The following is a 22,148-nucleotide window of genomic DNA, read 5'->3' as shown; positions in this document are numbered from 1 at the left end:
AGCAAGCAGCGGCGGCAGCACTTCTACCCCGATCACCTCACTGGCACTCAGACGCACCGTACCCTCGATGGCATCCCGCCCCGCCGACGCCGCACGCTGCAGCGCAGCCGAGGCCGAAGCCATGGCCTTAGCGTGCGGCAACAGCTCCCGAGCCAATGCGGTAGGCGCCAGGCCTTGGGGCGAACGGGTGAACAACGCCGCGCCCAGGCTGGCCTCCAGCTCGCGCATGTGTCGACCCAGGCTGGGCTGGGTCATCCCCAGCGCGCGTGCAGCGGCCGACAGGCTGCCATCACGCATGACCGCAAGAAAGGACCGATAGAGCTCCCAGCCGGGATCGAGGTTGGCCATGCATATTTGTATAACAGATCTACAGCCTTATGGAATTTTCATTTAGCCGCACGAACCGCAAGCTGGTCGCCACCCTTCCCAAGGAGATAACCATGAACACCACGCGCGTGGCACTGGTGATCGGCGCCCAAGGCGGCATCGGCCATGAAACCTGCGTCGCCCTGCGCCGCCACGGCTGGCAGGTGCGTGCGCTGGCGCGCCGGCCGACGGACACGCCCGAACAAGACGGGCTAATGTGGCTGATGGGCGACGCCATGCGAGCCGCCGATGTACTTCAAGCCGCCGTCGGCACCGAGCTGATCGTGCACGCCGTCAACCCGCCGGGCTACAAGAACTGGGAGGGAACGGTGCTGCCCATGCTGGAGAACACCATCGCGGCGGCTCGCGCCTGCGATGCACGCATCGTGCTGCCCGGCACGATCTACAACTACGGCCCAGACGCCTTCCCCGACCTCACCGAGCGCTCGCCCCAGCACCCAATCACCCGCAAGGGTGAGATCCGCGCGGAGATGGAACATCGCCTGCAGGCGGCTGCCACACAGGGCGTGCGAAGCCTCATCTTGCGTTGCGGGGACTTCTTCGGGCCGCACGCGGCCAACAACTGGCTGGCGCAAGGGCTGATCCGCGCGGGCTCGCCGGTGCAACGGCTCACCTATCCAGGCGACTACGCGCTAGGCCACAGTTGGGCCTATCTGCCGGATGTCGGGGAAACCCTGGCGCGACTGCTCGATCGCGCAGACGAACTCGCCCCGTTCCAGACCTTCCACTTTGGCGGCTACTGGCTCAATGGACACGAGTTGCTGGCGGCCCTGCGCCGCGTGACGGCGGATTCCTCGATCCGCGCAGCACGCTTTCCCTGGTGGCTCGCACAACTGGCCGCGCCCTTCAACGAGACGCTGCGCGAATTGTGCCGCATGCGCTACCTGTGGCGCGCGCCGATTCGCCTGGACGACCGCCAGCTCGCCGCCTTTCTGGGGGGCACCCTTTACAGCCCCTTGGAGCAGGCTTTGCGCACCACGCTGGAAAGCCTGGGCAGCCTGACTCCGGTCAATCGATCGGCGTATGCCGGTACTTGATCACATCCCGCTCGAGAATCGGCGACGCCTGGTTGGACCACGAACGGCGAATGTAGGTGACCACCGCCGCCACGTCGCTGTCGCTTAACTGCTGAGCGAACGGCGGCATGGAGTATGGCCTCGGATTTCCCGCGGTGACCGGCGGGAAACCTCCCAGCAGCACGACGCGAATCGCATTGATGCCGGTGGGTTCGTTCACCGAGGAGTTCCCGCTAAGCGGTGGATAGATGCCCGCCACGCCGTTGCCGTCCTTGCCGTGGCAATCGGCACAGCGCTCGACATAGACCTGCGCGCCGCGCACGAGCACGGTCTTGGTATCCAGCGGCGAGCTATCGGCCTTGGGCGCCGCGCGCGGCGGCAACGATTGCAAATAAATAGCGATGGCGCGCAGATCATCCTCATGCATGTGCTGCGTGCTTTGCGCCACGACTTCGGCCATCGGGCCAAACGCGGTGCCGCGCGACGATTGCCCGGTCTTGAGCAGCGCGACGATGTCCTGCTGACTCCAGCCGGCAAGACCGCCATTGGCCTGCATGCTCAGGTCAGGCGCATACCAGTTCTGTGCGGGGATCTGCCCGCCCACCAGCGCCGGATTGCTCTGCGAGCCGCCCAGTGCATCGCGAGGCGCATGGCATTCGTTGCAGTGCCCCAGCCCCTGCACCAAATACGCGCCTCGATTCCATTCGGCCGACCGGTTGGCGTCGGCTTGGTAGGTGCCTTCGCGGAAGTACAACGCTCGCCATGCCTTGAGCCCGTTGCGCACGCTATAGGGGAAATCCAGCCCCAGCGGTTTGGATGGCTGATGCACCGGCGGCAACGACTGCAGGTAAGCGAAGATCGCCAACGCGTCGTCGTGTGTCACCTTGGTGAACGATGTGTACGAAAACACCGGATACAACAGTTCGCCGTGTCGACCGATGCCGCTGTGCAGGGCTTGCCAGAAATCCTCGAAACTCCATTCACCCAGACCCGTGTCGCGATCGGGCGTGAGGTTGGGTGCGGGCACATTGCCGAACGGCGTAGCGAGCACACGACCACCGGCGTAGCGCGCACCGCCCTGCGTGGTATGGCAGGAAGCGCAATCGCCCACGGTCGCCAGGTATTCGCCGCGAGCGATCAGTGTCGGGTCCTTGAGCGTTGCCGCTTCCACCTTACTTGCCGATGGCGATATCGGCGCATGCCCTACACCGCGCAGAAACCACCAACCACCCAGCAGTAGCAGCACCGCCGCAACAGCCACTATCGCGCGCTTCATGCGCCATCTCCCTGCTTGCCCAGCACACCACAATGCAACGGTGGCGTGACCGTTCCTGGCGCTTGGGCATGCATGTCCGCCGGCCATTCACGACCCGCCAACCACGCAGACACCGCACTGATGTCCGAGTCGCTCAAGCGGTTGGCGATGAGGGCCATGCAATCAGGCGACACCGTGGCACGCGTCTTTGTGCGCCAGGAACCGAGCTGCGAGCTGATGTAGTCATAAGGCAAGCCCACCAGCCCCGGGATATCCGGCTGCACGCCGGTAAGCTGAGTGCCGTGGCAGGCCGAACAAGGCGGAATCTGGCGTGCCGGATCACCCTGCGTCACCAACTGCTCGCCCCGCTTGAGCGCGCCGGGAGCAAGTCGCGGCATGGGCGAATGCACATAGGGCACCTCTTGCGCGGCAAAGTAATCGGCAATCTCTTGCAGGTACTCGGGGCTGAGCTGGCGCACCGTGTATTCCATAGGCGCGTACTTACGCAGACCGTCCTGAAAATCCTTCAACTGACGTGCCAGATAGCCAGCGGGCTTGCCAGCCAGACGCGGAAAGAAGCCGCTTTCCGGCGTGCCTTCGCCATGCGCGCCATGGCACGCCGTGCAGGCGGCGATACGCTGCTGCAAGGTGTCGGGAATCACGGGATGTACGGCCGCTTGCGCTCGCGCATTACCGATGCCCGCCCCTGCGACCAAGACGGCGAGGACTAACATGCACCGCGACCACTTCGCTGAAAGCCCTTTCATAGTGTTCCCTGCTGCGCGTAATGACGCGCCGATGCCCGCCGTCGCGGCCGCGACGTGCATTCGATTATAGGCATCGCCATCGGTCGCACGACGAGCAGTCTCCACCCGACCCATTTTTGCGACATCATGCCGCAGACCTATGTCCGGAGGAGTTGACGCCTGCTCGCGCCATGGCGCTTTGCAGCCCAGATCGCTGCTCGCCGCTGCTCGACCATGCCGGCGACGACGACCCTATACCGCGAGCACTACGCAGCAGCGCATGCATGCCGGGACCACGATCAGCGAGGCGCTTGAATCGCAATGCTTGCAATGTATCCGCCAACTCGACCGGGCCGGCACAGCACGCAATGCGCCGAACGTGACCTCAGGCCGAGAGAGGACGGGCGAACCGGACCTCGGGCGCGATGACCGCATCCGAGTTCAAAGCATCGTGCAGCAACAGAGCAACGCTGAGGCTATGGGCTGTCTCCCGCTCATGAACTACGCCACCGTAGATCTGCGTTCGCTCACGAATAGTCGCCATACCCTGGCCATGGGTACCCAGCAACGACACCACTTGCCGCCACTCCGGCACGGACTTGCCGCGGTGGGCCGGTGCTGAGCGCTCGGCGACCACGCGCAACACCACCCAACGACGGCCACGCGTACAGCCTCCGCGAATCTGCAGGCGCACGGCACGCAGCGGCTCGCGCGCCAATAGATACACCAGCACCTCGCAAGCCTGGCGATACAGCATCATGTGTACCCCGGGCGCCAACTGGGCCAGTCCGGCGCCACTCAGGTCGCAGCGGTAGCGCGCGCCCACCATCGCGGCGGCCTGTGCCAAAGGCCCATCCACGAAGGTCGCCGCCAAGCCATGCTCGCGCCACGACCGCGGATGCAGTGCATTGGCGAGGCGATGCATTTCGCGCTGGGTAAAGTCGAGATGGCGCGCGTAGGTGTGATCCATGTTCTCAGGCAGCATCGGACGCAGGCGATCGAGCATGCGCTGTTGGCCGTCACGTACGTTCTGGCCCAGACGCTCAAGGGTCTCGGCCACGTGACGCAGGCGCTGCTCCTCCTGGTAGAGACCCTGTTGCGCCAACTGGAATCCTCGCCACGCGTCGTCGACAGCCCGAGCACCGTCAGCAACCGAAGGCACAGCGCTCGAAACCGTGCGCGCGCCCAGCATAAGGAGGCTCGACACCGCAAATGCGATCAGCGACTGCGCCTGGATCAACGAAGGTTCGCGCAAGATGGTTTCGGTCATCTGCACGGCGATACTGGCCAACGTGCCCGCCGCCGCGGCGCCCTGCCACCCATGCCGCAAGGTCATCCACGCCACCGGCAGGAACATCGCCATGCGAGCGACTTCCACAATGTCCGCGTTATGAATGTTAAGCGCGATCCAGGTGAGCACGAGCAGCGCCGGCAGCACGCCTGTGAGCAGATGAAGCAGAAACGCGCTGCGCGCGCCCGCCACGACGTCGGCAAAGCGCCGGGGCGCCCAAGCCCACAACGCCATGAATACAGGCACCACCGTCAACCCGCCCAGGAAGCTACCCAGCAAATAGTTGAGCGAGATAGGCAGGGTCACCTGGGGCGCGATTTGGCCGGGTGGCAACTGCATCAGCGCGAGCGCGCCACAGTTGGCCAGCGCAGCGATGACCGCGCCCAACAGCACGAATAAGAGCACTGCCGCCATGTCGATGCGAGCCGCGCGGAAAACCGAGATGTGCCGCCGACACCACGCGAAGAACGGCGCCCCCAGCAAGGTGGGCGGCACAGACATCGCGCATGCCCAAACCACGCCGAACTGGTCATGATGGGACCAGCCTGCATAGGCTAGGGGCAAGACTTCTCCGACGATCAGGGTTGGCCAATAGCGGGTGGGCACCAGCAGCATGCATGCCACCCGCAGGCCCGTCGTGAGATTCCAATGGGATACCGTGACCTGCCGCAACAGGAGATAGCAGGCCGCATAAGCCACCGCCACGGCAACGTGAGCCCACGCGCCGCGCAGCCCTTGCCCTCCTGCCGCGCCCCGCCTATCTGTCGTTGTTGCGACCATCGCGTCTTGCCAAGCCCCTATGGGAAATGTCGAGGTGGCATTGCCGAAGGCAAAAGCCTACGGCAACACATCCATTACTCGCACATTTTCGCAGGAAAAAGCCTCAAGTGATTGCGTGACTAATTCACTTGACACCCGGCCGCCTCAGCCACTTCAAATGCCAGCAGCACCTGCAGACTTACGCACGATCAGCATCGCCAATTCCAGCGATTGCTCGTAATTGAGGCGCGGATCGACCATGGACTTATAGGCGCGATCCAGGTCCGCCTCGTTCAGGTCACGGGCACCGCCCATGCACTCGGTCACGTCCTCGCCGGTCAATTCCAAATGCACACCACCCAAACGGGTGCCCGCGGCGGCATGGATATCGAATGCCTGATCGAGCTCGCCGCGAATATTGTCGAAACGGCGCGTCTTGTAACCGTTGGAGGTGGCCTCAGTGTTGCCATGCATCGGGTCCGCCACCCAGAGCACGCGACGCCCCGCCCGCTTCACGGCATCCAGCAACGGCGGCAGCGCGCTACCGATCTGGGCGTTACCCATGCGGTGAATCAGGGTCAGGCGACCGGGCTCGTCCTCGGGATTAAGCGCGTCGATCAGCGGCAGCAACTGCTCCGGCTTTACCGAGGGCCCTACCTTGACCGCAACAGGATTACGGATGCCTCGGAAGTACTCCACGTGCGCACCGTCCAGCGCCGCCGTGCGCATGCCAATCCAGGGAAAATGCGTGGACAGGTTGAACCAGCCCTGGTGACGAGGCACCTGGCGCGTCAACGCCTCCTCGTAGTGCAACAGCAACGCCTCGTGCGAGGTGAAGAAGTCCACGCGCGAAAACCCCGCAATAGGGCCAGCCAGGGTTTCCATGAAGCGAAGCGAGTCGCCAATCGCCGCCACCATGCGTCGGTATTCGGCAGCCAGCGGCGAATGCTCTACCCAGGCAAGATCCCAGTACTCGGGGTGATGCAAGTCCGCGAAGCCGCCATCGATGAGTGCCCGCACGAAATTCATGGTCAGCGCCGAGTGCGCATGAGCCTGAATCAAACGCTGCGGATCAGCCCGGCGAGCCTCCGACGTAAACTCCGGACTATTGACCAGATCGCCACGAAAGCTCGGCAGCGTCAAACCATCGCGTGTCTCGGTATCGGTCGAACGCGGCTTGGCATACTGGCCGGCGAAGCGGCCCACGCGTAGCACCGGTTTCTTGAGTCCGTGTACCAGCACCAGACTCATCTGCAGCAGAACTTTCAGACGGTTCGAAATGATCGGACTGGTGCAATCGGCAAAGCTTTCCGCACAGTCGCCGCCTTGAAGAAGGAAGCGCTTGCCCTCCTGCGCCTCCGCCAAGGCCTGCTTAAGCGCCAGCACCTCCCAGGAGGTCACTAGCGGCGGCAGGCCAGACAGCTGACCCGTGGCACGGGCCAACTCAGCGGCGTCCTCATAAAGGGGCTGCTGCAAGGCCTGACGCTGCTGCCAGCTCCCGGGCGCCCAGTTCTCGGAGGAAGGCGGTGTGGTGGACGATATCGGCATGATGTGGGACATCACTAAGGGATCTACTCAGGCGCGCTTGCGCGCGGTGGTCCAGACAACGAGAACCGCCAGCAGCAGAAACCACGCCAGCGTCCAGGCCGGCATCGGCAAGCCAAATACCGGCTCGACCTTGGCGCATTCGCCCGAACCGGTGAATACCATCTTTAGCACCTTGGCGAACGGGAACGTATCCATCATGTAACCAAGGTTGGGACCACAAGCGGGGATATCATCGGGCGGTAGCGTCTGCAGCCACAAATGACGACCAGCGGTGGCGATTCCCCCCAGCGCACCGATCAGCACCCCGCCGGCATACAGCCACCGCGTGCCACCCCGCGGCGCATGCAGGCCGCCAAGCAGGAAAAACACTCCCATGATCATGAAAGCGATGCGCTGGAAGATGCACAACGGACACGGAACCATGCCAAGCACGTGTTCGGCATAGAGCGCGTAGGCCAGAAGGGCCACACAAAGGCCGAAACCAGCGAGATAGGCGGTACGGTACGACCAGCGAAAAGGATTCATGGCGCCTGGGGCTTGCGTTGCGAGAGGGCGACATTACCCGCTTACCCCCTCCCTGTCAGCCCTGCCCCCCGACCTAAGAAAGCCCCAGAGCCCTCCCGTTTGCCCGGCGCGCGTGGCGCTGCCACCACGCGTACGATTCGCCTTCCCCAGAAAACGAAAACCCCGGCAAGTTTCCCTGCCAGGGTTCCGTATAACGCTTGGTGCTACCGATTACTCGGCGGCAGCCTCGACGCTGGGACGATCGACCAGCTCGACGTACGCCATCGGAGCGTTGTCGCCCGGGCGGAAGCCGCACTTGAGGATACGCAGGTAACCGCCGGGACGCTCGCGGTAACGGGGGCCCAGCTCAACGAAGAGCTTGCCCACGGCCTGCTTGTCGCGCAGACGCGCAAAAGCAAGGCGGCGGTTGGCAACGCCGTCGGTCTTGGCGAGCGTGATGAGCGGCTCGGCGACGCGACGAAGTTCCTTGGCCTTCGGCAGGGTGGTACGGATAAGCTCGTGCTTGATCAGCGACGCAGCCATGTTCTTGAACATGGCTTCGCGATGGCTGCTCGTGCGGTTGAGCTTGCGACCGGATTTCTGGTGGCGCATGGCTAAAACTCTCTAGTCTGTTGTTATGAAAAGACGACCAAAAGGATCGGCTTCCCGCGGTTACCCGCTGTGAAGGCCCTTGGAAACGAGGCCTCTTATTAGAGGGCGATCTCAAAGACCGCCTTTAGGCGCTTGGCGGGAGCACTTGGCACTCCCGCCACGACACTTTCAGCGCTGGCGGTCACGTGACCGCCGAAACGCTTAACCCAGCTGCATACCGTGCGACAGACCCGGCGGCGGCCAGTTTTCCAGCTTCATGCCCAGGGCAAGACCACGACCGCCCAGCACATCCTTGATCTCGGTGAGCGACTTCTTACCCAGATTCGGGGTCTTAAGCAGCTCAACCTCGGTCTTCTGCACCAGGTCACCGATGTAGTAGATGCTCTCGGCCTTCAGGCAGTTTGCCGAACGCACCGTGAGCTCCAGGTCATCGATCGGACGCAGCAGCAGCGGGTCGAAACCGCCCTTCTCTGCCTTATCCGTCGCGCTTTCGCGGCGGGAGAAGTCACCGAATACCGACAGCTGGTCATTGAGGATTTCGGCAGCCTTGCGAACTGCGTCTTCCGCACCGATGGTGCCATTGGTTTCGATGTCCAGCACCAGCTTATCGAGGTTGGTGCGCTGCTCGACACGAGCGGCGTCCACCTCATAGGCCACACGCAACACCGGCGCGAACGACGCGTCGAGCTGCAGGCGACCGATCGGACGTGCTTCGTCGTCCGGGTGCTGGCGCGCGCTGGCCGGCTGGTAGCCGACGCCGCGACGCACCTTCAAGCGCATGTTGAGCGCGATGTCCTTGGTCAGGTGGCAGATCACGTGCTCGGGGTTAATGATTTCCACCGAGTGGTCGACGGCGATATCGCCGGCGGTGACTACGCCCTTGCCCTTCTTGGACAGGGTGAGGGTGACTTCGTCACCCGAATGCTGACGAATCGCCACATCCTTGAGGTTGAGCAGGACTTCGATCACGTCCTCCTGCAAACCCTCAAGCGTGGTGTACTCGTGCAGCACGCCATCAATTTCCACCTCGACGATGGCGGAGCCAGGGATCGAGGAGAGCAGCACGCGGCGCAGCGCGTTGCCCAGGGTGTGGCCGAAGCCACGCTCGAGCGGCTCGACCACCACCTTCGCGCGGTTGGGTCCAAGCTGCTCGACGCTGAGGCCGCGAGGCCGCAGCACGCTAGTTGACGAAACTGCCATGCAGGGCTCCGGTTGATTACTTCGAGTAGAGCTCGACGATCAGGCTCTCGTTGATGTCGGTCGGCAGGTCGCCGCGGTCCGGCATCGCCTTGAACGTACCTTCGAACTTCTTGCTGTCCACTTCGACCCACTGCGGACGAAGGTCCATGGTGTCGAACACGGTTGCAGCTTCCTGCACGCGCAGCTGGGTGCGAGCACGCTCGGTCAGTGCGACCACGTCGCCGGAGCGAACCTGGTACGACGGGATGTTCACCTTCTTGCCGTTGACCAGAACAGCCTTGTGGCTGACCAGCTGACGGGCCTGGGCGCGGGTAACCGCGAAACCCATGCGGTAAACCACGTTGTCCAGACGGCTTTCGAGCAAGCGCAGCAGATTTTCGCCGGTGTTGCCCTTGAGGGTCGACGCCTTGGCGTAGTAGTTGCTGAACTGACGCTCGAGCACACCGTAGATGCGCTTGACCTTCTGCTTTTCACGCAGCTGCAGCGCATAGTCCGACATGCGCATGCGCTTGTTAGCGCCATGCTGACCGGGCTTGTTTTCCAGCTTGCACTTCGAATCGATAGCGCGCGCCGGGCTTTTCAGACTGAGATCTGCACCCTCGCGGCGAGCGAGTTTGCAGGTAGCTCCACGATAACGGGCCATGGGTATGCTCCTTTAGACTCGACGCTTCTTCGGGGGACGGCAGCCGTTATGCGGAATCGGCGTGACGTCGATGATGTTGAGAACCTTGTAACCGAGGGCGTTCAGCGAACGCACGGCCGACTCACGACCCGGACCCGGGCCCTTGATGCGGACTTCAACGGTCTTCACGCCGTAATCGCCTGCAGCGCGGCCGGCCTTTTCGGCGGCAACCTGAGCTGCAAACGGGGTCGACTTACGCGAGCCGCGGAAACCCGCGCCGCCGGCAGTCGCCCACGACAGGGCATTGCCCTGGCGATCAGTGATCGTGACGATGGTGTTATTGAAGGAGGCTTGCACGTGTGCCACGGCATCCGTGACAACGCGCTTGATCTTCTTCTTGGTCTTGACAGGCTTGGCCATGTTCGGAATCCGTTACTTCTTGATCGCGCGACGCGGACCCTTACGGGTGCGTGCGTTGGTACGCGTGCGCTGGCCGCGCACCGGCAGGCCACGACGGTGGCGCAGACCGCGGTAGCAACCCAGATCCATAAGGCGCTTGATTGCAATACCGACTTCACGGCGGAGGTCACCCTCAACCACGTACTTGCTGATTTCGTGGCGGATCTTCTCCACCTCGCCCTCACTGAGGGACTTGATCGGCGTGGTGGGAACCACACCAGCGTCCGCGCAGACCTTCTTGGCCCGGCTGCGGCCGATGCCATAAATGCTCTGCAGGCCAACCCAGACATGCTTCTGGACCGGCAAATTGACACCCGCGATGCGCGCCATGATGTACTTTCTCCGATGCGTTTCGTGCGCGGTAAACGCGCAATTCTAACCGTAATTAACCCAACAGGAAAGCCTTGCGGCACCAGGGGTGCCGCCGCCCTCCGATTTAGACCAACTTCCTACCACCCCAGCAGCCATCAGTTGCGGCGGAGGTTGGCCTTCTTGAGCAGGCTTTCATACTGGTGACTGACCAGATGCGCTTGCACCTGAGCAGTGAAATCCATCACCACGACCACGACGATCAGCAGAGAGGTGCCGCCGAAGTAGAACGGGACATGCCAAGCCTTTTGCATAAACGATGGAACAAGGCAGACCAACACCAGATACAGCGCGCCGACACCGGTAAGACGGGTCATGACGTTGTCGATGTAGTCAGCCGTTGAGCGGCCCGGGCGGATGCCCGGAATCAAGGCGCCGGAGCGCTTGAGGTTGTCCGCCGTCTCCTGGGAGTTGAACACGATCGCCGTGTAGAAGAATGCGAAAGTGATCACCAGCACCGCGAAGACAATGTCATACAGCGGCTCACCCGGGGTCAGTGCCTGGGTCAGTTCCGTCAGCCAACGCGACTGGTGACCGGCACTGAACCAGGTCGCCGCGGTGGCGGGAAACATCAACAGACTCGAGGCGAAGATCGGCGGAATGACGCCCGCCATGTTGATCTTCAGGGGCAAGTGCGAGGTCTGGTTCATGTAGGCCCGCTGCCCGCCGGAACGTCGCGCGTAATTCACGGTAATGCGCCGCTGGGCGCGCTCCATGAAGACCACGAACGCCGTCACAGCAAGGATCAGACCCACCACCATGATCATCTTGATCACGGAGAGCTCGCCATTGCTGGCCATGGTCAGCGTGTGCGCCACAGCGCCCGGCAGACCCGCCACGATACCAGCGAAGATCAGCAGCGAAATACCGTTGCCGATACCACGCTCCGTAATCTGCTCGCCCAGCCACATCAGGAACATCGTGCCGGCGGTGAGGCCGACGATCGATGCCATGACAAAGCCCATACCCGGCGTGTAAACCACCGGAGCGCCGCCTGCCGCAACCTGCTTCTGCAAAGCCACTGCAATGCCGAACGCCTGGAATGCCGCCAGTCCGACGGTGCCAAAGCGGGTGTAAGTAGTCATCTTGCGACGACCGGCCTCACCTTCCTTGCGCAGCGCCTGCAGACTCGGGATCACCGCGCCCATCATCTGCACCACGATGGATGCAGAGATGTACGGAACCACGCCGAGTGCAAACACCGAGAAGCGTGCCAGCGAGCCACCCGAGAACATGTTGAACATGTTCATCAGGCCGCCGCCCTGCTCGATGAGGTTCGTCATGGCTTCCGGATTGACACCGGGAACCGGGATGAAGGAACCGAGACGGAAAACGATCAGCGCACCAATCACGAAGAAGATGCGCTGACGCAGTTCCGTCAGCTTGCCGAGCGATCCGAGCGATGTGCCCTGGGCTGACGCCACGTGATTACTCCACGCTGCCGCCGGCAGCTTCGATCGCTGCCTTGGCACCGGCCGTAGCCAGCACGCCCGACAGCTTCACGGCACGGCCGATTTCGCCCTTGGCGACCACCTTCACCTTCTTGGCGCGGCTGTCGATCAGACCGGCCTGGTGCAGGACGATCGCGTCGATCACGTCGGCCTTCAGGGTAGCCAGCTGATACAGGAACACTTCCTGGCTCTCGGCCTTCTTCAGCGAACGGAAGCCAACCTTCGGCAGGCGGCGCTGCAGCGGCATCTGACCGCCTTCGAAACCGAACTTGTGGGTGCCACCCGCGCGAGCGTGCTGACCCTTGTGACCGCGACCAGCGGTCTTGCCCAGGCCCGAACCGATACCACGACCCACGCGAAGGCGGGTCTTGCGGGCACCGGCGGCCGGCTTGATGTCATTAAGACGCATGATGCTTACTCCTCGACCCGGACCAGGTAGTAGACCGTGTTGATGAGGCCACGCACCTGCGGGCTGTCCTTCAACTCACGGACGTCATTGAGCTTGCTCAGACCGAGCGCCTGGACGCTCAGACGATGACGGCTCTGCACACCGCGCAGGCCCTTGACCAGGCGCACGCGCACGGTGGCGGTGGTTTCGTTGTTCTTAGCCATGACCCAGCACCTCTTCCACGGTCTTACCGCGCTTGGCAGCGATCTGCTTCGGCGAGGCAACGGCCTGCAGGCCCTTGATGGTCGCGCGGACCAGGTTGATCGGGTTACGTGAACCAACGGCCTTGGCCAGCACGTTCTTCACGCCCACCACTTCCAGCACAGCGCGCATGGCGCCGCCAGCGATGACGCCGGTACCTTCAGAGGCCGGCTGCATGAACACGCGGGCTGCGCCGTGGTTGGCCTTGATGGCGTACCACAGGGTGCCGTTGTTCAGGTCGATGTTCACCATGTTGCGGCGGGCGCGGTCCATGGCCTTGGAGATGGCAACCGGCACTTCGCGCGCCTTGCCATAACCGAAGCCCACGCGACCTTCGCCGTCGCCGACCACGGTCAGCGCGGTGAAGCTCATCTGGCGGCCACCCTTCACGGTCTTGGCCACGCGGTTGACGGCAATCAGCTTTTCGAGCAGGCCGTCCGAATTTTCGCGATCGGTAGAAGACATGTTCTTTTCCGTATGCCCGGCGAACCGGGACTTTTGCTTGCGGCTGGGCCGCTTGGAGTTGTGGGTACTACATACACCGAATGCCAGGCGAACCTGGCATCCGATGCCAACCGGCTTAGAACTTCAGGCCGGCTTCGCGGGCCGCGTCGGCCAGCGCCTTGATGCGACCGTGGTAACGGAAGCCCGAGCGATCGAACGCCACGGACTCGATACCGGCAGCCAGCGCGCGCTCAGCCACAGCCTTACCGACAGCAGCGGCCGCGGTCAGGTTCTTGGTGCCCTTCAGGCCTTCCGCAACCGACTTCTGCACCGTGGAGGCGGCAGCCACCACGGTCTGGCCGGTGGCGTCGAACACCTGAGCGTACAGGTGCTGACCGGTGCGATGCACCGACAGACGGGCGACGGCGAGCTTGCGGATGTGGGCGCGAGTAGCCTTGGCGCGACGCAGGCGGGATTCGTTCTTGTTCATCGTGTTCTCTCCAGGAAGCGGATAGGCGATTAAGCCTTCTTGGCTTCCTTCAGGGTGATCTTCTCGCCGGAGTAGCGCACGCCCTTACCCTTGTAGGGTTCCGGCGGACGGAAGCCGCGGATCTTGGCGGCCACCTCACCCACGCGCTGCTTGTCCGAACCCTTGATCAGGATTTCAGTCTGCGTCGGGGTTTCGATGGTGATGCCTTCCGGCGCTTCAAACACGACCGGATGGGAGAAGCCCAGGGCGATGTTCAGCGACTTGCCGGCCATCGAGGCACGGTAGCCCACGCCGACGAGCTCGAGCTTGCGCTCGTAACCGTCGGACACGCCCTTGACCATGTTGGCCAGCAGCGCGCGCAGGGTGCCGCCGAACTTGTCCTCGGCGCCCTCGGCCACAACGATGTTCGCCACGCCGTTGTCGATGGACACGGAAGCGCCCGGCAGAGCGTGGGTCGCCAGGGTGCCCTTCGGGCCCTTGACGGTGATGCCATTGGCGCTGGAGTTGATCTCAACGCCCTTGGGCAGAGTAATGGGTTTCTTGGCTACGCGTGACATCGTCGGCTCCTTATGCGACCTGGCCGATGACTTCGCCGCCCAGACCCTTAGCACGGGCCTGCGCGTCGGTCAGCAGACCGGCGGAAGTCGAGATGATCGAGATACCCAGGCCACCGAGGACCTTCGGCAGCTCGTCCTTGCCACGGTAAACGCGGAGGCCGGAGCGGCTGACACGGGTAATGGTTTCGATAGCCGGACGGCCCTCGAAATACTTGAGCTTGATCTCGAGCACCGGCTTGCCTTCCGCATTGGAGGCCTTGGCGTCGAGGATATAGCCCTCGTTCTTAAGAAGGTTGGCGATGGCCACCTTCAGCTTCGACGACGGCATGTTTACGACCTGCTTGCCCGTGAGCTGGGCATTGCGGATGCGCGTAAACAGATCGGCGATGGGATCAGTCATGCTCATGAAAACATCCTTCAGAGTGCACCGATATCCGAAAAACCGGAAATCAATTTGAGTTGTGTGCCGGCATAAATCGCCGACCTGCGGAACGCAGACCGTCGACTATAGCAGCATTCTTCCAGTTTTGCGAACAGCGGCGCGTAATCGCGCCAACGGCGGCAGGCTTCAGGCCCGCCGCCGCATCGAGCCGGGGCAGGCCCATGGCCTACCCCTGCCCTGTTTGGGTCTTACCAGCTGGCCTTGCGAAGGCCAGGAACGTCGCCACGCATGGTGGCTTCGCGCAGCTTGTTACGGCCGAGGCCGAACTTGCTGTAAACCGCACGCGGGCGACCAGTGAGGACGCAGCGGGTGCGCTGACGCACCGGGCTGGCATCACGCGGAAGCTTCTGCAGCTTGGTCTGGGCGTCCATCTTCTCCTCGTAGGAGGCAGTGGAGCTCAGCACGATCGCCTTCAGTTCGGCGCGCTTGGCGGCGTACTTCTTGGCGAGCTTGGTCCGCTTGAGGTCGCGGTTAACCATCGAGGTCTTGGCCATGTGTCTCTCGCGACTCTTAGTTGCGGAACGGGAAGCTGAAGGCTTCCAGCAGCGCCTTGGCTTCTTCGTCGGTCTTGGCGGTGGTGGTGATGGAGATATCCATACCACGCATCGCGTCGACGGCGTCGAAGTCGATTTCCGGGAAGATGATCTGTTCCTTGATGCCGAAGTTGTAGTTACCACGGCCATCGAAGGCGCGACCCGATACGCCGCGGAAGTCGCGGGTACGGGGCAGCGAAATGTTGATCAGGCGATCCAGGAATTCCCACATCTGGGCACGACGCAGGGTCACCTTACAGCCGATCGGCCAGCCGTCGCGGATCTTGAACGAGGCGACCGACACGCGGGCCTTGGTCTGGATCGGCTTCTGGCCGGAGATCTTGGCCATATCGGCCACGGCGTTCTCGAGCACTTTCTTGTTGCCCGCAGCTTCGCCCACGCCCATGTTCAGCGTGATCTTGGTGATGCGGGGAACCTGCATCACGTTCTCGTAGCCAAAACGCTCGGTGAGCTTCTTGACTACCTGGTCTTTGTAAAACGTTTCAAGGCGGGTCATGACGTTATTCCTTACGCGTCCACAACTTCGCCGGACGAACGGAACACGCGGACCTTGCGCCCATCGGAGAGCGTCTTGGCACCCACGCGCTCACCCTTGCTCGTAGCGGGGTTGAACAGCTGGACGTTGGAGATGTGGATCGAAGCCTCACGCTCGACGATACCGCCAGCCTGGTTGGCCTGCGGGTTCGGCTTGGTGTGACGCTTGACCAGGTTCACGTTGGAGACGACCACGCGGTCGCCCTCAACGCGCAGCACGTCGCCGCGCTGACCCTTGTTCTTGCCGGTGATCACGAGGACCTGATCACCCTTGCGGATACGGTTCATGGTCTTGTCTCCGCTCAGAGCACTTCGGGTGCGAGCGAGACGATCTTCATGAACTTCTCGCTGCGCAGCTCGCGGGTAACCGGTCCGAAAATACGGGTACCGATCGGCTCGAGCTTGTTGTTGAGGAGCACCGCTGCATTGCCGTCGAAACGGATCAGCGAGCCATCGGGACGGCGCACGCCCTTGGCGGTACGCACCACCACAGCGTTATACACCTCGCCCTTCTTCACCTTGCCGCGGGGGATGGCATCCTTCACGGTGACCTTGATCACGTCACCGATCGCGGCATAACGGCGCTTGGAGCCGCCGAGCACCTTGATACACATCAGTTCGCGAGCGCCGCTATTGTCCGCTGCGGAAAGCGTGCTTTGCATCTGGATCATGTCTGCACCCTCCCTTAGACGTTAGCGCGCGTGACGATTTCGACCACGCGGTGATGCTTGGTCTTGGACAGCGGGCGGCACTCCGCGATGCGGACCACGTCGCCCTCGTTTGCACCCAGATCATCCTGGGCATGGAGCTTGGTGGAACGGCGGATGATCTTGCCGATCAGCGGATGCTGTTCCTGGCGCTCGATCAGGACCGTTACCGTCTTGTCCATCTTGTTGCTGATGACACGACCTTCGAGGGTACGCGTCTGCTTTTGGTTGTCGCTCATATCGGCCGTCCCTTACTTCTTGCCGCCGAGCACGAACTTCGTGCGGGCGATGTCGCGCCGAACGCGGCGCAGCTGGTGCGGCTGGTTGAGCTGGCCGGTGCCCTTCTGCATGCGCAGATTGAACTGCTCCTTGCGAAGGTCCAGCAGGTGCTTGTTCAGCTCTTCGGCCGTCTTGTTGGTCAGATCTTTGATGGCCATATCACATCACCGCCCTGGTCACGAATTGGGTCTGGACGGAGAGCTTGGCGGCAGCCAGGCGGAATGCCTCGCGTGCGCTTGCCTCGTCGATACCCTCGATTTCATAAAGCATGCGGCCCGGCTGGATCGGGGCGACCCAGTACTCGACGCCACCCTTACCGGCACCCATTCGAACTTCGATGGGCTTTTTGGTGATCGGCTTGTCCGGATACACGCGGATCCAGAGCTTGCCGCCGCGCTTGACGAAGCGGGTGATGCAACGACGACCGGCTTCGATCTGACGCGCGGTCAGCGCGCCATGCGTCGTGGCCTTGAGACCAAACTCGCCAAAGCTGACGAGGTTGGACGAGAAGGCCAGACCGTCGTTACGGCCCTTGAACTGCTTACGGTATTTGGTTCGCTTAGGTTGCAGCATGGCAACTCTCCTTACTTCGCCGTCCGCTCGCGACGGCCTTCACCGCCCTCGCGACGCGATTCACGACGACCCTCACCACCTTCGCGGCGGGGCTGAGCCTGCTCTTCCTTCGACTCTTGGTTGATCTGGGACAGGTCGAAGACCTCGCCCTTATAGATCCACACCTTGATGCCGATGACGCCGTAGGTCGTATGAGCTTCGGCGGTGCCGTAATCGATGTCGGCACGCAGCGTATGCAGCGGCACGCGACCTTCGCGGCTCCATTCGGAACGAGCAATCTCAGCGCCGTTCAGACGGCCAGAGACATTGATCTTGATGCCCAGGGCGCCCAGACGCATCGCGTTACCGACCGCACGCTTCATCGCGCGGCGGAACATGATGCGACGCTCCAGCTGCTGCGCGATCGACTCGGCGACCAGCTGCGCGTCAATCTCGGGCTTGCGCACTTCGCTGACGTTGATGTGCGCCGGAACGCCCATCAGGTCGCTAACTTCCTTGCGCAGCTTCTCGATGTCCTCACCCTTCTTGCCGATCACCACGCCCGGACGGGCGGTGTGGATCGTCACGCGCGCGGTCTTGGCCGGACGCTCGATGAGGATCTTGGAGATGCCGGCCTGAGCCAGCTTCTTGCGCAGCATCTCGCGAACCTTAAGATCGGCAGCGAGGTACTGGGCGTATTCGCCCTTATTGGCGTACCACTTCGAGTTCCAGTCCTTGGCAATGCCGAGGCGGATACCGGTGGGATGAACTTTATGACCCATCGTTTATGTCCTCACTCAGTTGCCAACGACCACAGTGATGTGGCTCGTGCGCTTCAGGATGCGGGAACCGCGGCCCTTGGCGCGGGCGTACATGCGCTTCATCGCCGGACCTTCGTCCACGAAAATGCGCGCGACCTTCAGATCGTCGACGTCAGCACCGAGGTTGTTCTCGGCATTGGCGACGGCCGACAGCAGCACCTTGCGAACAATGTGCGCAGCCTTCTTGTTGGTAAATGCGAGCACGTCGCTGGCACGGCCCACGGGCATACCGCGGACCAGGTCAGCTACCAGGCGTGCCTTCTGCGCCGAAATGCGGGCGCTACGCAGGATCGCTTTGGCTTCAGTGCTCATCACTTGCCCTTCTTGTCGCCGCCATGCCCCTTAAAGGTGCGGGTCACAGCGAACTCGCCGAGCTTGTGCCCGACCATGTTCTCGTTGACCAGCACAGGGACATGCTGACGGCCATTGTGGATGGCGATGGTCAAACCGACCATCTCCGGGAGAATCATCGAACGACGCGACCAGGTCTTGATCGGGCGCTTGTTATTGGCGGAAACGGCGGCTTCCACCTTCTTTACGAGGTGCAGGTCGACGAACGGACCTTTCTTTAGAGAGCGCGGCATAGTCGTTTCCTATTACTTGCGACGACGCACGATGAACTGCTGCGTGCGCTTGTTGTTGCGGGTCTTATAGCCCTTGGTCGGCGTACCCCACGGGCTGACCGGGTGACGGCCACCAGAGGTACGGCCTTCACCACCGCCGTGCGGATGGTCGACCGGGTTCATGACAACACCGCGAACAGTCGGACGGATGCCGAGCCAGCGCTTCGCACCGGCCTTGCCGAGCTTCTTCAGGCTGTGCTCGCTGTTACCGACTTCACCGATGGTGGCGCGGCAATCAACCGGCACGCGACGCATTTCGCCCGAACGCAGGCGGAGCGTGGCGTAACCCGACTCGCGAGCCACCAGCTGCACCGAGGCGCCAGCGGAGCGAGCAATCTGCGCGCCCTTGCCCGGCTTCATTTCGATGCAGTGAATGGTCGAACCCACCGGAATCGCACGCAGCGGCAGGCTGTTGCCGGCCTTGATCGGTGCATCGCTGCCCGACACGAGACGGTCACCCACCTGCACGCCCTTCGGCGCGATGATGTAGCGACGCTCACCGTCGGCGTAGCAGAGCAACGCGATGTGTGCGGTACGGTTGGGATCGTATTCAATGCGCTCGACGCGGGCGGCAATGCCTTCCTTGTCACGCTTGAAGTCGATGATGCGGTAACGCTGCTTATGACCGCCACCCTGGTGGCGAACGGTGATGCGACCGTAGTGATTGCGACCGCCGTTCTTGGTCTTTGCCTCGGTCAACGCCGCGTACGGCGCGCCCTTGTGCAGACCCTCGGTACGGACGCTGACTGCGTCGCGGCGTCCGGGGGAGGTCGGCTTGTGAGTGATCAGTGCCATCTCAATTCAACTCCTGGCTCAGGCCTTGGACGACACGTCGATGGTCTGACCATCGGCGAGGCGAACATAGGCCTTGCGCTTGCCCTGGCGATTGCCAGTGCGGAAACGGAAGGACTTGACCTTGCCCTTGGCGTTGACGAGGTTCACCTGCTCGACTTTGACGTCGAACATCTGTTCCACCGCTGCGCGGACATCGGCCTTGGTTGCCTCGGGGGCGACCACGAATACGTACTGGTTCTTCTCAGCGATGCGTGCAGCCTTCTCCGAGATGTGCGGCGCGCGCAGCGTATTCAGGATGCGTTCGTTGCTCATGCCAGCCACTCCTCGATCTTCTTCACCGCATCGACGGTCATGACGATGTGGTCCGAACCGACCAGGCTGACCGGGTTCAGAGCCAGCACGTCCACAACGTGGATATACGGGATGTTGCGCGCAGCCAGGAAGGTGGCTTCGTTGGCGTCTTCCGACACCAGCAGCACGCGGCCGGAAACCTGCAGCTCAGCCAGCTTGGCAACCATCGCCTTGGTCTTGGGGCTGTCGATGCCAAAGCTTTCGACGACCTTCAGACGATCCTGACGGATCAGCTCCGAGAGAATGGAGCGCAGAGCGACACGGTAAGCCTTGCGGTTCACCTTTTGCTCGTAGCTGCGGGGCTTGGCAGCGAACGTGACACCACCGCCCACGAAGATCGGAGCGCGGTAGTCGCCGTGACGAGCGCCGCCGCCCTTCTGCTTCTTGAACTTCTTGGTGGTACCCGACATCTCACCGCGGGACAGCTGAGCCTTGGTACCGGCGCGACCGCCGGCCTGGTAGGCCACAACCACCTGATGAATCAGGGCTTGCTTAAACTCGCCGCCGAACACTTCGTCCGACACGCTGAGCGGCTTGGCGCCAATGACATTCAATTCCATGGCGTCTCTCCTCAACCCTTGGTCGTCGGACGGATGACGACGTCGCCACCGGTAGCACCCGGCACCGCGCCCTTCACCGCGATCAGATGACGCTCGGCGTCGACCTTGACCACTTCCAGGCCCTGCTGCGTGCGGTTCACCGCACCCATATGGCCCGACATCTTCTTGCCCGGGAACACGCGACCCGGGGTCTGACGCTGACCGATAGAACCCGGCGCGCGATGCGACAGCGAGTTACCGTGGGTCGCGTCACCCATGGTGAAGTTATGGCGCTTGATGGTGCCCTGGAAGCCCTTGCCCTTCGACACGCCGGCCACGTCAACGATCTGACCGACCTGGAACACGTCATCGGCCTTGATCTCGGCGCCCACGCTGTACTTGCCGAGATCATCGGCAGACACACGGAACTCCCACAGACCACGACCCGGCTCGACCTTCGCCTTGGCGTAGTGACCCTTCAGCGGCTGGGTCAGCAGGCTGGCGCGCTTGACGCCCGCCGCAACCTGCACAGCGCTGTAACCATCGTTATCTTCCGTCTTCAACTGCGTAACGCGATTCGGGGTCGCTTCAATCAGCGTCACCGGAATCGAGCGTCCGTCTTCAGTGAAGAGTCGGCTCATGCCGCACTTGCGGCCAACCAGTCCGATACTCATCTTCGTATCCTGTCTATCGCTCAACCGAGCTTGATCTGAACATCTACGCCAGCGGCGAGATCAAGCTTCATGAGCGCGTCCACGGTCTTGTCGTTGGGGTCGACGATGTCCAGCACGCGCTTGTGCGTACGGGTTTCGTACTGATCGCGGGCATCTTTGTCGACGTGCGGCGACACCAGAATGGTGTAGCGCTCGATCTTGGTCGGGAGCGGAATCGGGCCGAGAACCGTAGCGCCAGTGCGCTTGGCCGTCTCGACGATTTCGCTGGCCGAACGGTCGATCAGACGATGATCGAACGCCTTGAGCCGGATGCGAATCTTTTGGTTCGCCATAAACCGTGTCCTGTTATCGAAAGAACAAATACTGTGAATCGAGCAGGCTTCTCACCTGCTCGCACAACCCATTGCCGCTGCGGTACTACAAGTCGACTGCGGCGAGCGACAGCGTGCCGTATAAGTCGACCCTAAAAGACTAGGCAGGCCCAATTCGGGCCCACCTAGACATAAAAGTATAAAACACGCGAAATGGCCAGGTCAACAAAGCGTAACGCTTCGTTGCCCAAGCCCTCTCTTGCGTATTGGCCATCCAGGCCAGCGAACTCGAAGCACTTCCTGTGCCTCATTTCGCTGTAAGGTCGCCGGCCCTTCTATGGACCGACGACAGGCAAGTTTTAAACTATAACTTCTATTCAAGCCAAAGGAAAGTCCTAAACCTTCCTTTGGCTGAATGAGCCCGGCGGATCAGCAAAAGCAACCCGCCACAGTCGCCGCCCGAGGGCGGCGACCTGGCAACTTACTTGATGACCTTGGCCACCACGCCGGCGCCGACGGTACGGCCGCCTTCGCGAATAGCGAAGCGCAGACCTTCGTCCATGGCGATCGGGTGGATCAGGGTGACAACCATCTTAATGTTGTCGCC

The 22,148-nt window shown here is 62.3% G+C and carries 34 protein-coding genes and 1 pseudogene; 1 reads left to right on the top strand and 34 read right to left on the bottom strand.

Going from position 1 to position 22,148, the window contains the following annotated elements:
- The coding region (locus tag JHD67_RS17405; RefSeq protein WP_199100460.1) for a LysR family transcriptional regulator at window positions 1-348 on the bottom strand (348 nt) is incomplete at its 3' end.
- Window positions 349-440: 92 nt separating this feature from the next.
- Here JHD67_RS17405 and JHD67_RS17400 point away from each other — a divergent pair.
- Window positions 441-1,424 (top strand): NAD-dependent epimerase/dehydratase family protein, encoded by a 984-nt coding sequence (locus JHD67_RS17400; protein WP_199100459.1) that lies wholly within the window; start codon window positions 441-443, stop codon window positions 1,422-1,424.
- Here the strand turns inward: JHD67_RS17400 and JHD67_RS17395 are convergent.
- From JHD67_RS17395 to tuf, 33 genes and pseudogenes are all read right to left on the bottom strand, one after another.
- Window positions 1,396-2,679 carry a cytochrome c gene (locus tag JHD67_RS17395; RefSeq protein WP_199100458.1) on the bottom strand — a complete coding sequence of 428 codons (1,284 nt, stop codon included), beginning with the start codon at window positions 2,677-2,679 and terminating at the stop codon, window positions 1,396-1,398. The genes JHD67_RS17400 and JHD67_RS17395 overlap by 29 nt on opposite strands.
- Entirely contained in the window at window positions 2,676-3,392 is a 717-nt protein-coding gene (locus JHD67_RS17390; protein ID WP_233171999.1) for a c-type cytochrome, read from the bottom strand. Before JHD67_RS17390 ends, JHD67_RS17395 begins: the two co-directional genes overlap by 4 nt.
- 397 nt (window positions 3,393-3,789) lie before the next feature.
- Window positions 3,790-5,400 carry an MASE1 domain-containing protein gene (locus JHD67_RS17385; protein ID WP_199100456.1) on the bottom strand — a complete coding sequence of 537 codons (1,611 nt, stop codon included), beginning with the start codon at window positions 5,398-5,400 and terminating at the stop codon, window positions 3,790-3,792.
- Window positions 5,401-5,628: 228 nt separating this feature from the next.
- On the bottom strand, window positions 5,629-7,002 hold the full coding sequence (locus JHD67_RS17380) for a 3-deoxy-7-phosphoheptulonate synthase class II (RefSeq protein WP_233171997.1): 1,374 nt from the start codon (window positions 7,000-7,002) through the stop codon (window positions 5,629-5,631).
- A 27-nt stretch (window positions 7,003-7,029) separates the two neighbouring features.
- Window positions 7,030-7,527 carry a disulfide bond formation protein B gene (locus JHD67_RS17375; protein WP_199100454.1) on the bottom strand — a complete coding sequence of 166 codons (498 nt, stop codon included), beginning with the start codon at window positions 7,525-7,527 and terminating at the stop codon, window positions 7,030-7,032.
- A 210-nt stretch (window positions 7,528-7,737) separates the two neighbouring features.
- Window positions 7,738-8,118, bottom strand: coding sequence for a 50S ribosomal protein L17 (rplQ, locus tag JHD67_RS17370; protein ID WP_199100453.1), 381 nt, complete (start codon window positions 8,116-8,118; stop codon window positions 7,738-7,740).
- Window positions 8,119-8,319: 201 nt separating this feature from the next.
- Window positions 8,320-9,318: a DNA-directed RNA polymerase subunit alpha gene (gene rpoA / locus JHD67_RS17365; protein WP_038620387.1), complete on the bottom strand. Its 999-nt coding sequence runs from the start codon at window positions 9,316-9,318 to the stop codon at window positions 8,320-8,322.
- Window positions 9,319-9,334: 16 nt separating this feature from the next.
- Entirely contained in the window at window positions 9,335-9,961 is a 627-nt protein-coding gene (gene rpsD / locus JHD67_RS17360; RefSeq protein WP_199100452.1) for a 30S ribosomal protein S4, read from the bottom strand.
- A gap of 12 nt (window positions 9,962-9,973) precedes the next feature.
- Window positions 9,974-10,360 (bottom strand): 30S ribosomal protein S11, encoded by a 387-nt coding sequence (rpsK, locus tag JHD67_RS17355; protein ID WP_007513384.1) that lies wholly within the window; start codon window positions 10,358-10,360, stop codon window positions 9,974-9,976.
- Window positions 10,361-10,372: 12 nt separating this feature from the next.
- Window positions 10,373-10,729, bottom strand: coding sequence for a 30S ribosomal protein S13 (rpsM, locus tag JHD67_RS17350; RefSeq protein WP_199100451.1), 357 nt, complete (start codon window positions 10,727-10,729; stop codon window positions 10,373-10,375).
- 137 nt (window positions 10,730-10,866) lie between these two features.
- Window positions 10,867-12,192, bottom strand: a complete 1,326-nt coding sequence (gene secY, locus JHD67_RS17345) for a preprotein translocase subunit SecY (RefSeq protein WP_199100450.1) — start codon at window positions 12,190-12,192, stop codon at window positions 10,867-10,869.
- A gap of 4 nt (window positions 12,193-12,196) precedes the next feature.
- Entirely contained in the window at window positions 12,197-12,628 is a 432-nt protein-coding gene (rplO, locus tag JHD67_RS17340) for a 50S ribosomal protein L15 (RefSeq protein WP_199100449.1), read from the bottom strand.
- A 5-nt stretch (window positions 12,629-12,633) separates the two neighbouring features.
- Window positions 12,634-12,831, bottom strand: a complete 198-nt coding sequence (gene rpmD / locus JHD67_RS17335) for a 50S ribosomal protein L30 (protein ID WP_199100448.1) — start codon at window positions 12,829-12,831, stop codon at window positions 12,634-12,636.
- Window positions 12,824-13,333, bottom strand: a complete 510-nt coding sequence (gene rpsE / locus JHD67_RS17330) for a 30S ribosomal protein S5 (RefSeq protein WP_199100447.1) — start codon at window positions 13,331-13,333, stop codon at window positions 12,824-12,826. The genes rpmD and rpsE overlap by 8 nt, the downstream gene beginning before the upstream one ends.
- Window positions 13,334-13,448: 115 nt before the next feature.
- On the bottom strand, window positions 13,449-13,802 hold the full coding sequence (gene rplR, locus JHD67_RS17325; protein WP_199100446.1) for a 50S ribosomal protein L18: 354 nt from the start codon (window positions 13,800-13,802) through the stop codon (window positions 13,449-13,451).
- 29 nt (window positions 13,803-13,831) lie between these two features.
- On the bottom strand, window positions 13,832-14,359 hold the full coding sequence (gene rplF, locus JHD67_RS17320) for a 50S ribosomal protein L6 (protein ID WP_199100445.1): 528 nt from the start codon (window positions 14,357-14,359) through the stop codon (window positions 13,832-13,834).
- A gap of 10 nt (window positions 14,360-14,369) precedes the next feature.
- Window positions 14,370-14,765 (bottom strand): 30S ribosomal protein S8, encoded by a 396-nt coding sequence (gene rpsH / locus JHD67_RS17315; RefSeq protein ID WP_199100444.1) that lies wholly within the window; start codon window positions 14,763-14,765, stop codon window positions 14,370-14,372.
- A 224-nt stretch (window positions 14,766-14,989) separates the two neighbouring features.
- Window positions 14,990-15,295 (bottom strand): 30S ribosomal protein S14, encoded by a 306-nt coding sequence (gene rpsN / locus JHD67_RS17310; RefSeq protein WP_199100443.1) that lies wholly within the window; start codon window positions 15,293-15,295, stop codon window positions 14,990-14,992.
- Between the two features lie 16 nt (window positions 15,296-15,311).
- A complete protein-coding gene (gene rplE / locus JHD67_RS17305; protein WP_131406559.1) occupies window positions 15,312-15,851 on the bottom strand; it encodes a 50S ribosomal protein L5 in 540 nt (179 codons plus the stop codon).
- 11 nt (window positions 15,852-15,862) lie between these two features.
- The gene (rplX, locus tag JHD67_RS17300; RefSeq protein WP_199100442.1) at window positions 15,863-16,177 is read right to left on the bottom strand and encodes a 50S ribosomal protein L24; all 315 of its coding nucleotides are present in this window, start codon (window positions 16,175-16,177) and stop codon (window positions 15,863-15,865) included.
- A 14-nt stretch (window positions 16,178-16,191) separates the two neighbouring features.
- Entirely contained in the window at window positions 16,192-16,560 is a 369-nt protein-coding gene (gene rplN, locus JHD67_RS17295; RefSeq protein ID WP_038620422.1) for a 50S ribosomal protein L14, read from the bottom strand.
- Between the two features lie 14 nt (window positions 16,561-16,574).
- Window positions 16,575-16,835, bottom strand: a complete 261-nt coding sequence (gene rpsQ, locus JHD67_RS17290) for a 30S ribosomal protein S17 (protein ID WP_199100441.1) — start codon at window positions 16,833-16,835, stop codon at window positions 16,575-16,577.
- Between the two features lie 12 nt (window positions 16,836-16,847).
- Window positions 16,848-17,033 (bottom strand): 50S ribosomal protein L29, encoded by a 186-nt coding sequence (rpmC, locus tag JHD67_RS17285; protein ID WP_019464891.1) that lies wholly within the window; start codon window positions 17,031-17,033, stop codon window positions 16,848-16,850.
- Between the two features lies 1 nt (window position 17,034).
- Window positions 17,035-17,448, bottom strand: coding sequence for a 50S ribosomal protein L16 (gene rplP / locus JHD67_RS17280; protein WP_199100440.1), 414 nt, complete (start codon window positions 17,446-17,448; stop codon window positions 17,035-17,037).
- Window positions 17,449-17,459: 11 nt separating this feature from the next.
- A complete protein-coding gene (rpsC, locus tag JHD67_RS17275) occupies window positions 17,460-18,209 on the bottom strand; it encodes a 30S ribosomal protein S3 (RefSeq protein ID WP_199100439.1) in 750 nt (249 codons plus the stop codon).
- Window positions 18,210-18,224: 15 nt separating this feature from the next.
- Entirely contained in the window at window positions 18,225-18,560 is a 336-nt protein-coding gene (gene rplV, locus JHD67_RS17270) for a 50S ribosomal protein L22 (RefSeq protein ID WP_199100438.1), read from the bottom strand.
- Window positions 18,560-18,832, bottom strand: a complete 273-nt coding sequence (gene rpsS / locus JHD67_RS17265) for a 30S ribosomal protein S19 (RefSeq protein ID WP_017461870.1) — start codon at window positions 18,830-18,832, stop codon at window positions 18,560-18,562. The genes rplV and rpsS overlap by 1 nt, the downstream gene beginning before the upstream one ends.
- A 12-nt stretch (window positions 18,833-18,844) precedes the next feature.
- A complete protein-coding gene (gene rplB, locus JHD67_RS17260; protein ID WP_199100437.1) occupies window positions 18,845-19,666 on the bottom strand; it encodes a 50S ribosomal protein L2 in 822 nt (273 codons plus the stop codon).
- 18 nt (window positions 19,667-19,684) lie between these two features.
- Window positions 19,685-19,978, bottom strand: a complete 294-nt coding sequence (gene rplW / locus JHD67_RS17255) for a 50S ribosomal protein L23 (protein WP_199100436.1) — start codon at window positions 19,976-19,978, stop codon at window positions 19,685-19,687.
- A complete protein-coding gene (gene rplD, locus JHD67_RS17250) occupies window positions 19,975-20,577 on the bottom strand; it encodes a 50S ribosomal protein L4 (protein WP_199100435.1) in 603 nt (200 codons plus the stop codon). The genes rplW and rplD overlap by 4 nt, the downstream gene beginning before the upstream one ends.
- 11 nt (window positions 20,578-20,588) lie before the next feature.
- On the bottom strand, window positions 20,589-21,230 hold the full coding sequence (gene rplC / locus JHD67_RS17245) for a 50S ribosomal protein L3 (protein WP_109126895.1): 642 nt from the start codon (window positions 21,228-21,230) through the stop codon (window positions 20,589-20,591).
- Window positions 21,231-21,250: 20 nt separating this feature from the next.
- Complete coding sequence (gene rpsJ, locus JHD67_RS17240; protein ID WP_014402136.1) at window positions 21,251-21,562, bottom strand: 30S ribosomal protein S10; 312 nt, start codon at window positions 21,560-21,562, stop codon at window positions 21,251-21,253.
- Between the two features lie 460 nt (window positions 21,563-22,022).
- Window positions 22,023-22,148: pseudogene (gene tuf, locus JHD67_RS17235) on the bottom strand (elongation factor Tu); the annotation flags it as partial.

The sequence above is a fragment of the Dyella sp. ASV21 genome (assembly GCF_016428975.1).
GTDB lineage: Bacteria > Pseudomonadota > Gammaproteobacteria > Xanthomonadales > Rhodanobacteraceae > Dyella.
The sequence above is the reverse complement of the archived record's forward strand: the minus strand, read 5'-3'. Positions and strand labels throughout refer to the sequence as shown.

Bases quoted from the DNA above. Each gene is read 5' to 3' on its own strand.
- rplB (WP_199100437.1), bottom strand. From the start codon at position 19,666: ATGGCACTGATCACTCACAAGCCGACCTCCCCCGGACGCCGCGACGCA.
- JHD67_RS17380 (WP_233171997.1), bottom strand. From the start codon at position 7,002: ATGCCGATATCGTCCACCACACCGCCTTCCTCCGAGAACTGGGCGCCC.
- rpsN (WP_199100443.1), bottom strand. From the start codon at position 15,295: ATGGCCAAGACCTCGATGGTTAACCGCGACCTCAAGCGGACCAAGCTC.
- rplE (WP_131406559.1), bottom strand. From the start codon at position 15,851: ATGACCCGCCTTGAAACGTTTTACAAAGACCAGGTAGTCAAGAAGCTC.
- rplN (WP_038620422.1), bottom strand. From the start codon at position 16,560: ATGATCCAGATGCAAAGCACGCTTTCCGCAGCGGACAATAGCGGCGCT.
- rplP (WP_199100440.1), bottom strand. From the start codon at position 17,448: ATGCTGCAACCTAAGCGAACCAAATACCGTAAGCAGTTCAAGGGCCGT.
- rpmD (WP_199100448.1), bottom strand. From the start codon at position 12,831: ATGGCTAAGAACAACGAAACCACCGCCACCGTGCGCGTGCGCCTGGTC.
- JHD67_RS17395 (WP_199100458.1), bottom strand. From the start codon at position 2,679: ATGAAGCGCGCGATAGTGGCTGTTGCGGCGGTGCTGCTACTGCTGGGT.
- rpsJ (WP_014402136.1), bottom strand. From the start codon at position 21,562: ATGGCGAACCAAAAGATTCGCATCCGGCTCAAGGCGTTCGATCATCGT.
- rplX (WP_199100442.1), bottom strand. From the start codon at position 16,177: ATGAACCGTATCCGCAAGGGTGATCAGGTCCTCGTGATCACCGGCAAG.
- rplQ (WP_199100453.1), bottom strand. From the start codon at position 8,118: ATGCGCCACCAGAAATCCGGTCGCAAGCTCAACCGCACGAGCAGCCAT.
- rpoA (WP_038620387.1), bottom strand. From the start codon at position 9,318: ATGGCAGTTTCGTCAACTAGCGTGCTGCGGCCTCGCGGCCTCAGCGTC.
- rpsE (WP_199100447.1), bottom strand. From the start codon at position 13,333: ATGTCTTCTACCGATCGCGAAAATTCGGACGGCCTGCTCGAAAAGCTG.
- rpsD (WP_199100452.1), bottom strand. From the start codon at position 9,961: ATGGCCCGTTATCGTGGAGCTACCTGCAAACTCGCTCGCCGCGAGGGT.
- rpsQ (WP_199100441.1), bottom strand. From the start codon at position 16,835: ATGAGCGACAACCAAAAGCAGACGCGTACCCTCGAAGGTCGTGTCATC.
- rplF (WP_199100445.1), bottom strand. From the start codon at position 14,359: ATGTCACGCGTAGCCAAGAAACCCATTACTCTGCCCAAGGGCGTTGAG.
- rpsK (WP_007513384.1), bottom strand. From the start codon at position 10,360: ATGGCCAAGCCTGTCAAGACCAAGAAGAAGATCAAGCGCGTTGTCACG.
- rplO (WP_199100449.1), bottom strand. From the start codon at position 12,628: ATGCGTCTTAATGACATCAAGCCGGCCGCCGGTGCCCGCAAGACCCGC.
- rplR (WP_199100446.1), bottom strand. From the start codon at position 13,802: ATGAACAAGAACGAATCCCGCCTGCGTCGCGCCAAGGCTACTCGCGCC.
- rplV (WP_199100438.1), bottom strand. From the start codon at position 18,560: ATGAGCACTGAAGCCAAAGCGATCCTGCGTAGCGCCCGCATTTCGGCG.
- JHD67_RS17400 (WP_199100459.1), top strand. From the start codon at position 441: ATGAACACCACGCGCGTGGCACTGGTGATCGGCGCCCAAGGCGGCATC.
- rpsH (WP_199100444.1), bottom strand. From the start codon at position 14,765: ATGAGCATGACTGATCCCATCGCCGATCTGTTTACGCGCATCCGCAAT.
- JHD67_RS17390 (WP_233171999.1), bottom strand. From the start codon at position 3,392: ATGTTAGTCCTCGCCGTCTTGGTCGCAGGGGCGGGCATCGGTAATGCG.
- rplW (WP_199100436.1), bottom strand. From the start codon at position 19,978: ATGAGCAACGAACGCATCCTGAATACGCTGCGCGCGCCGCACATCTCG.
- rplD (WP_199100435.1), bottom strand. From the start codon at position 20,577: ATGGAATTGAATGTCATTGGCGCCAAGCCGCTCAGCGTGTCGGACGAA.
- rpsC (WP_199100439.1), bottom strand. From the start codon at position 18,209: ATGGGTCATAAAGTTCATCCCACCGGTATCCGCCTCGGCATTGCCAAG.
- rplC (WP_109126895.1), bottom strand. From the start codon at position 21,230: ATGAGTATCGGACTGGTTGGCCGCAAGTGCGGCATGAGCCGACTCTTC.
- JHD67_RS17375 (WP_199100454.1), bottom strand. From the start codon at position 7,527: ATGAATCCTTTTCGCTGGTCGTACCGTACCGCCTATCTCGCTGGTTTC.
- rpsM (WP_199100451.1), bottom strand. From the start codon at position 10,729: ATGGCGCGCATCGCGGGTGTCAATTTGCCGGTCCAGAAGCATGTCTGG.
- rpmC (WP_019464891.1), bottom strand. From the start codon at position 17,033: ATGGCCATCAAAGATCTGACCAACAAGACGGCCGAAGAGCTGAACAAG.
- rpsS (WP_017461870.1), bottom strand. From the start codon at position 18,832: ATGCCGCGCTCTCTAAAGAAAGGTCCGTTCGTCGACCTGCACCTCGTA.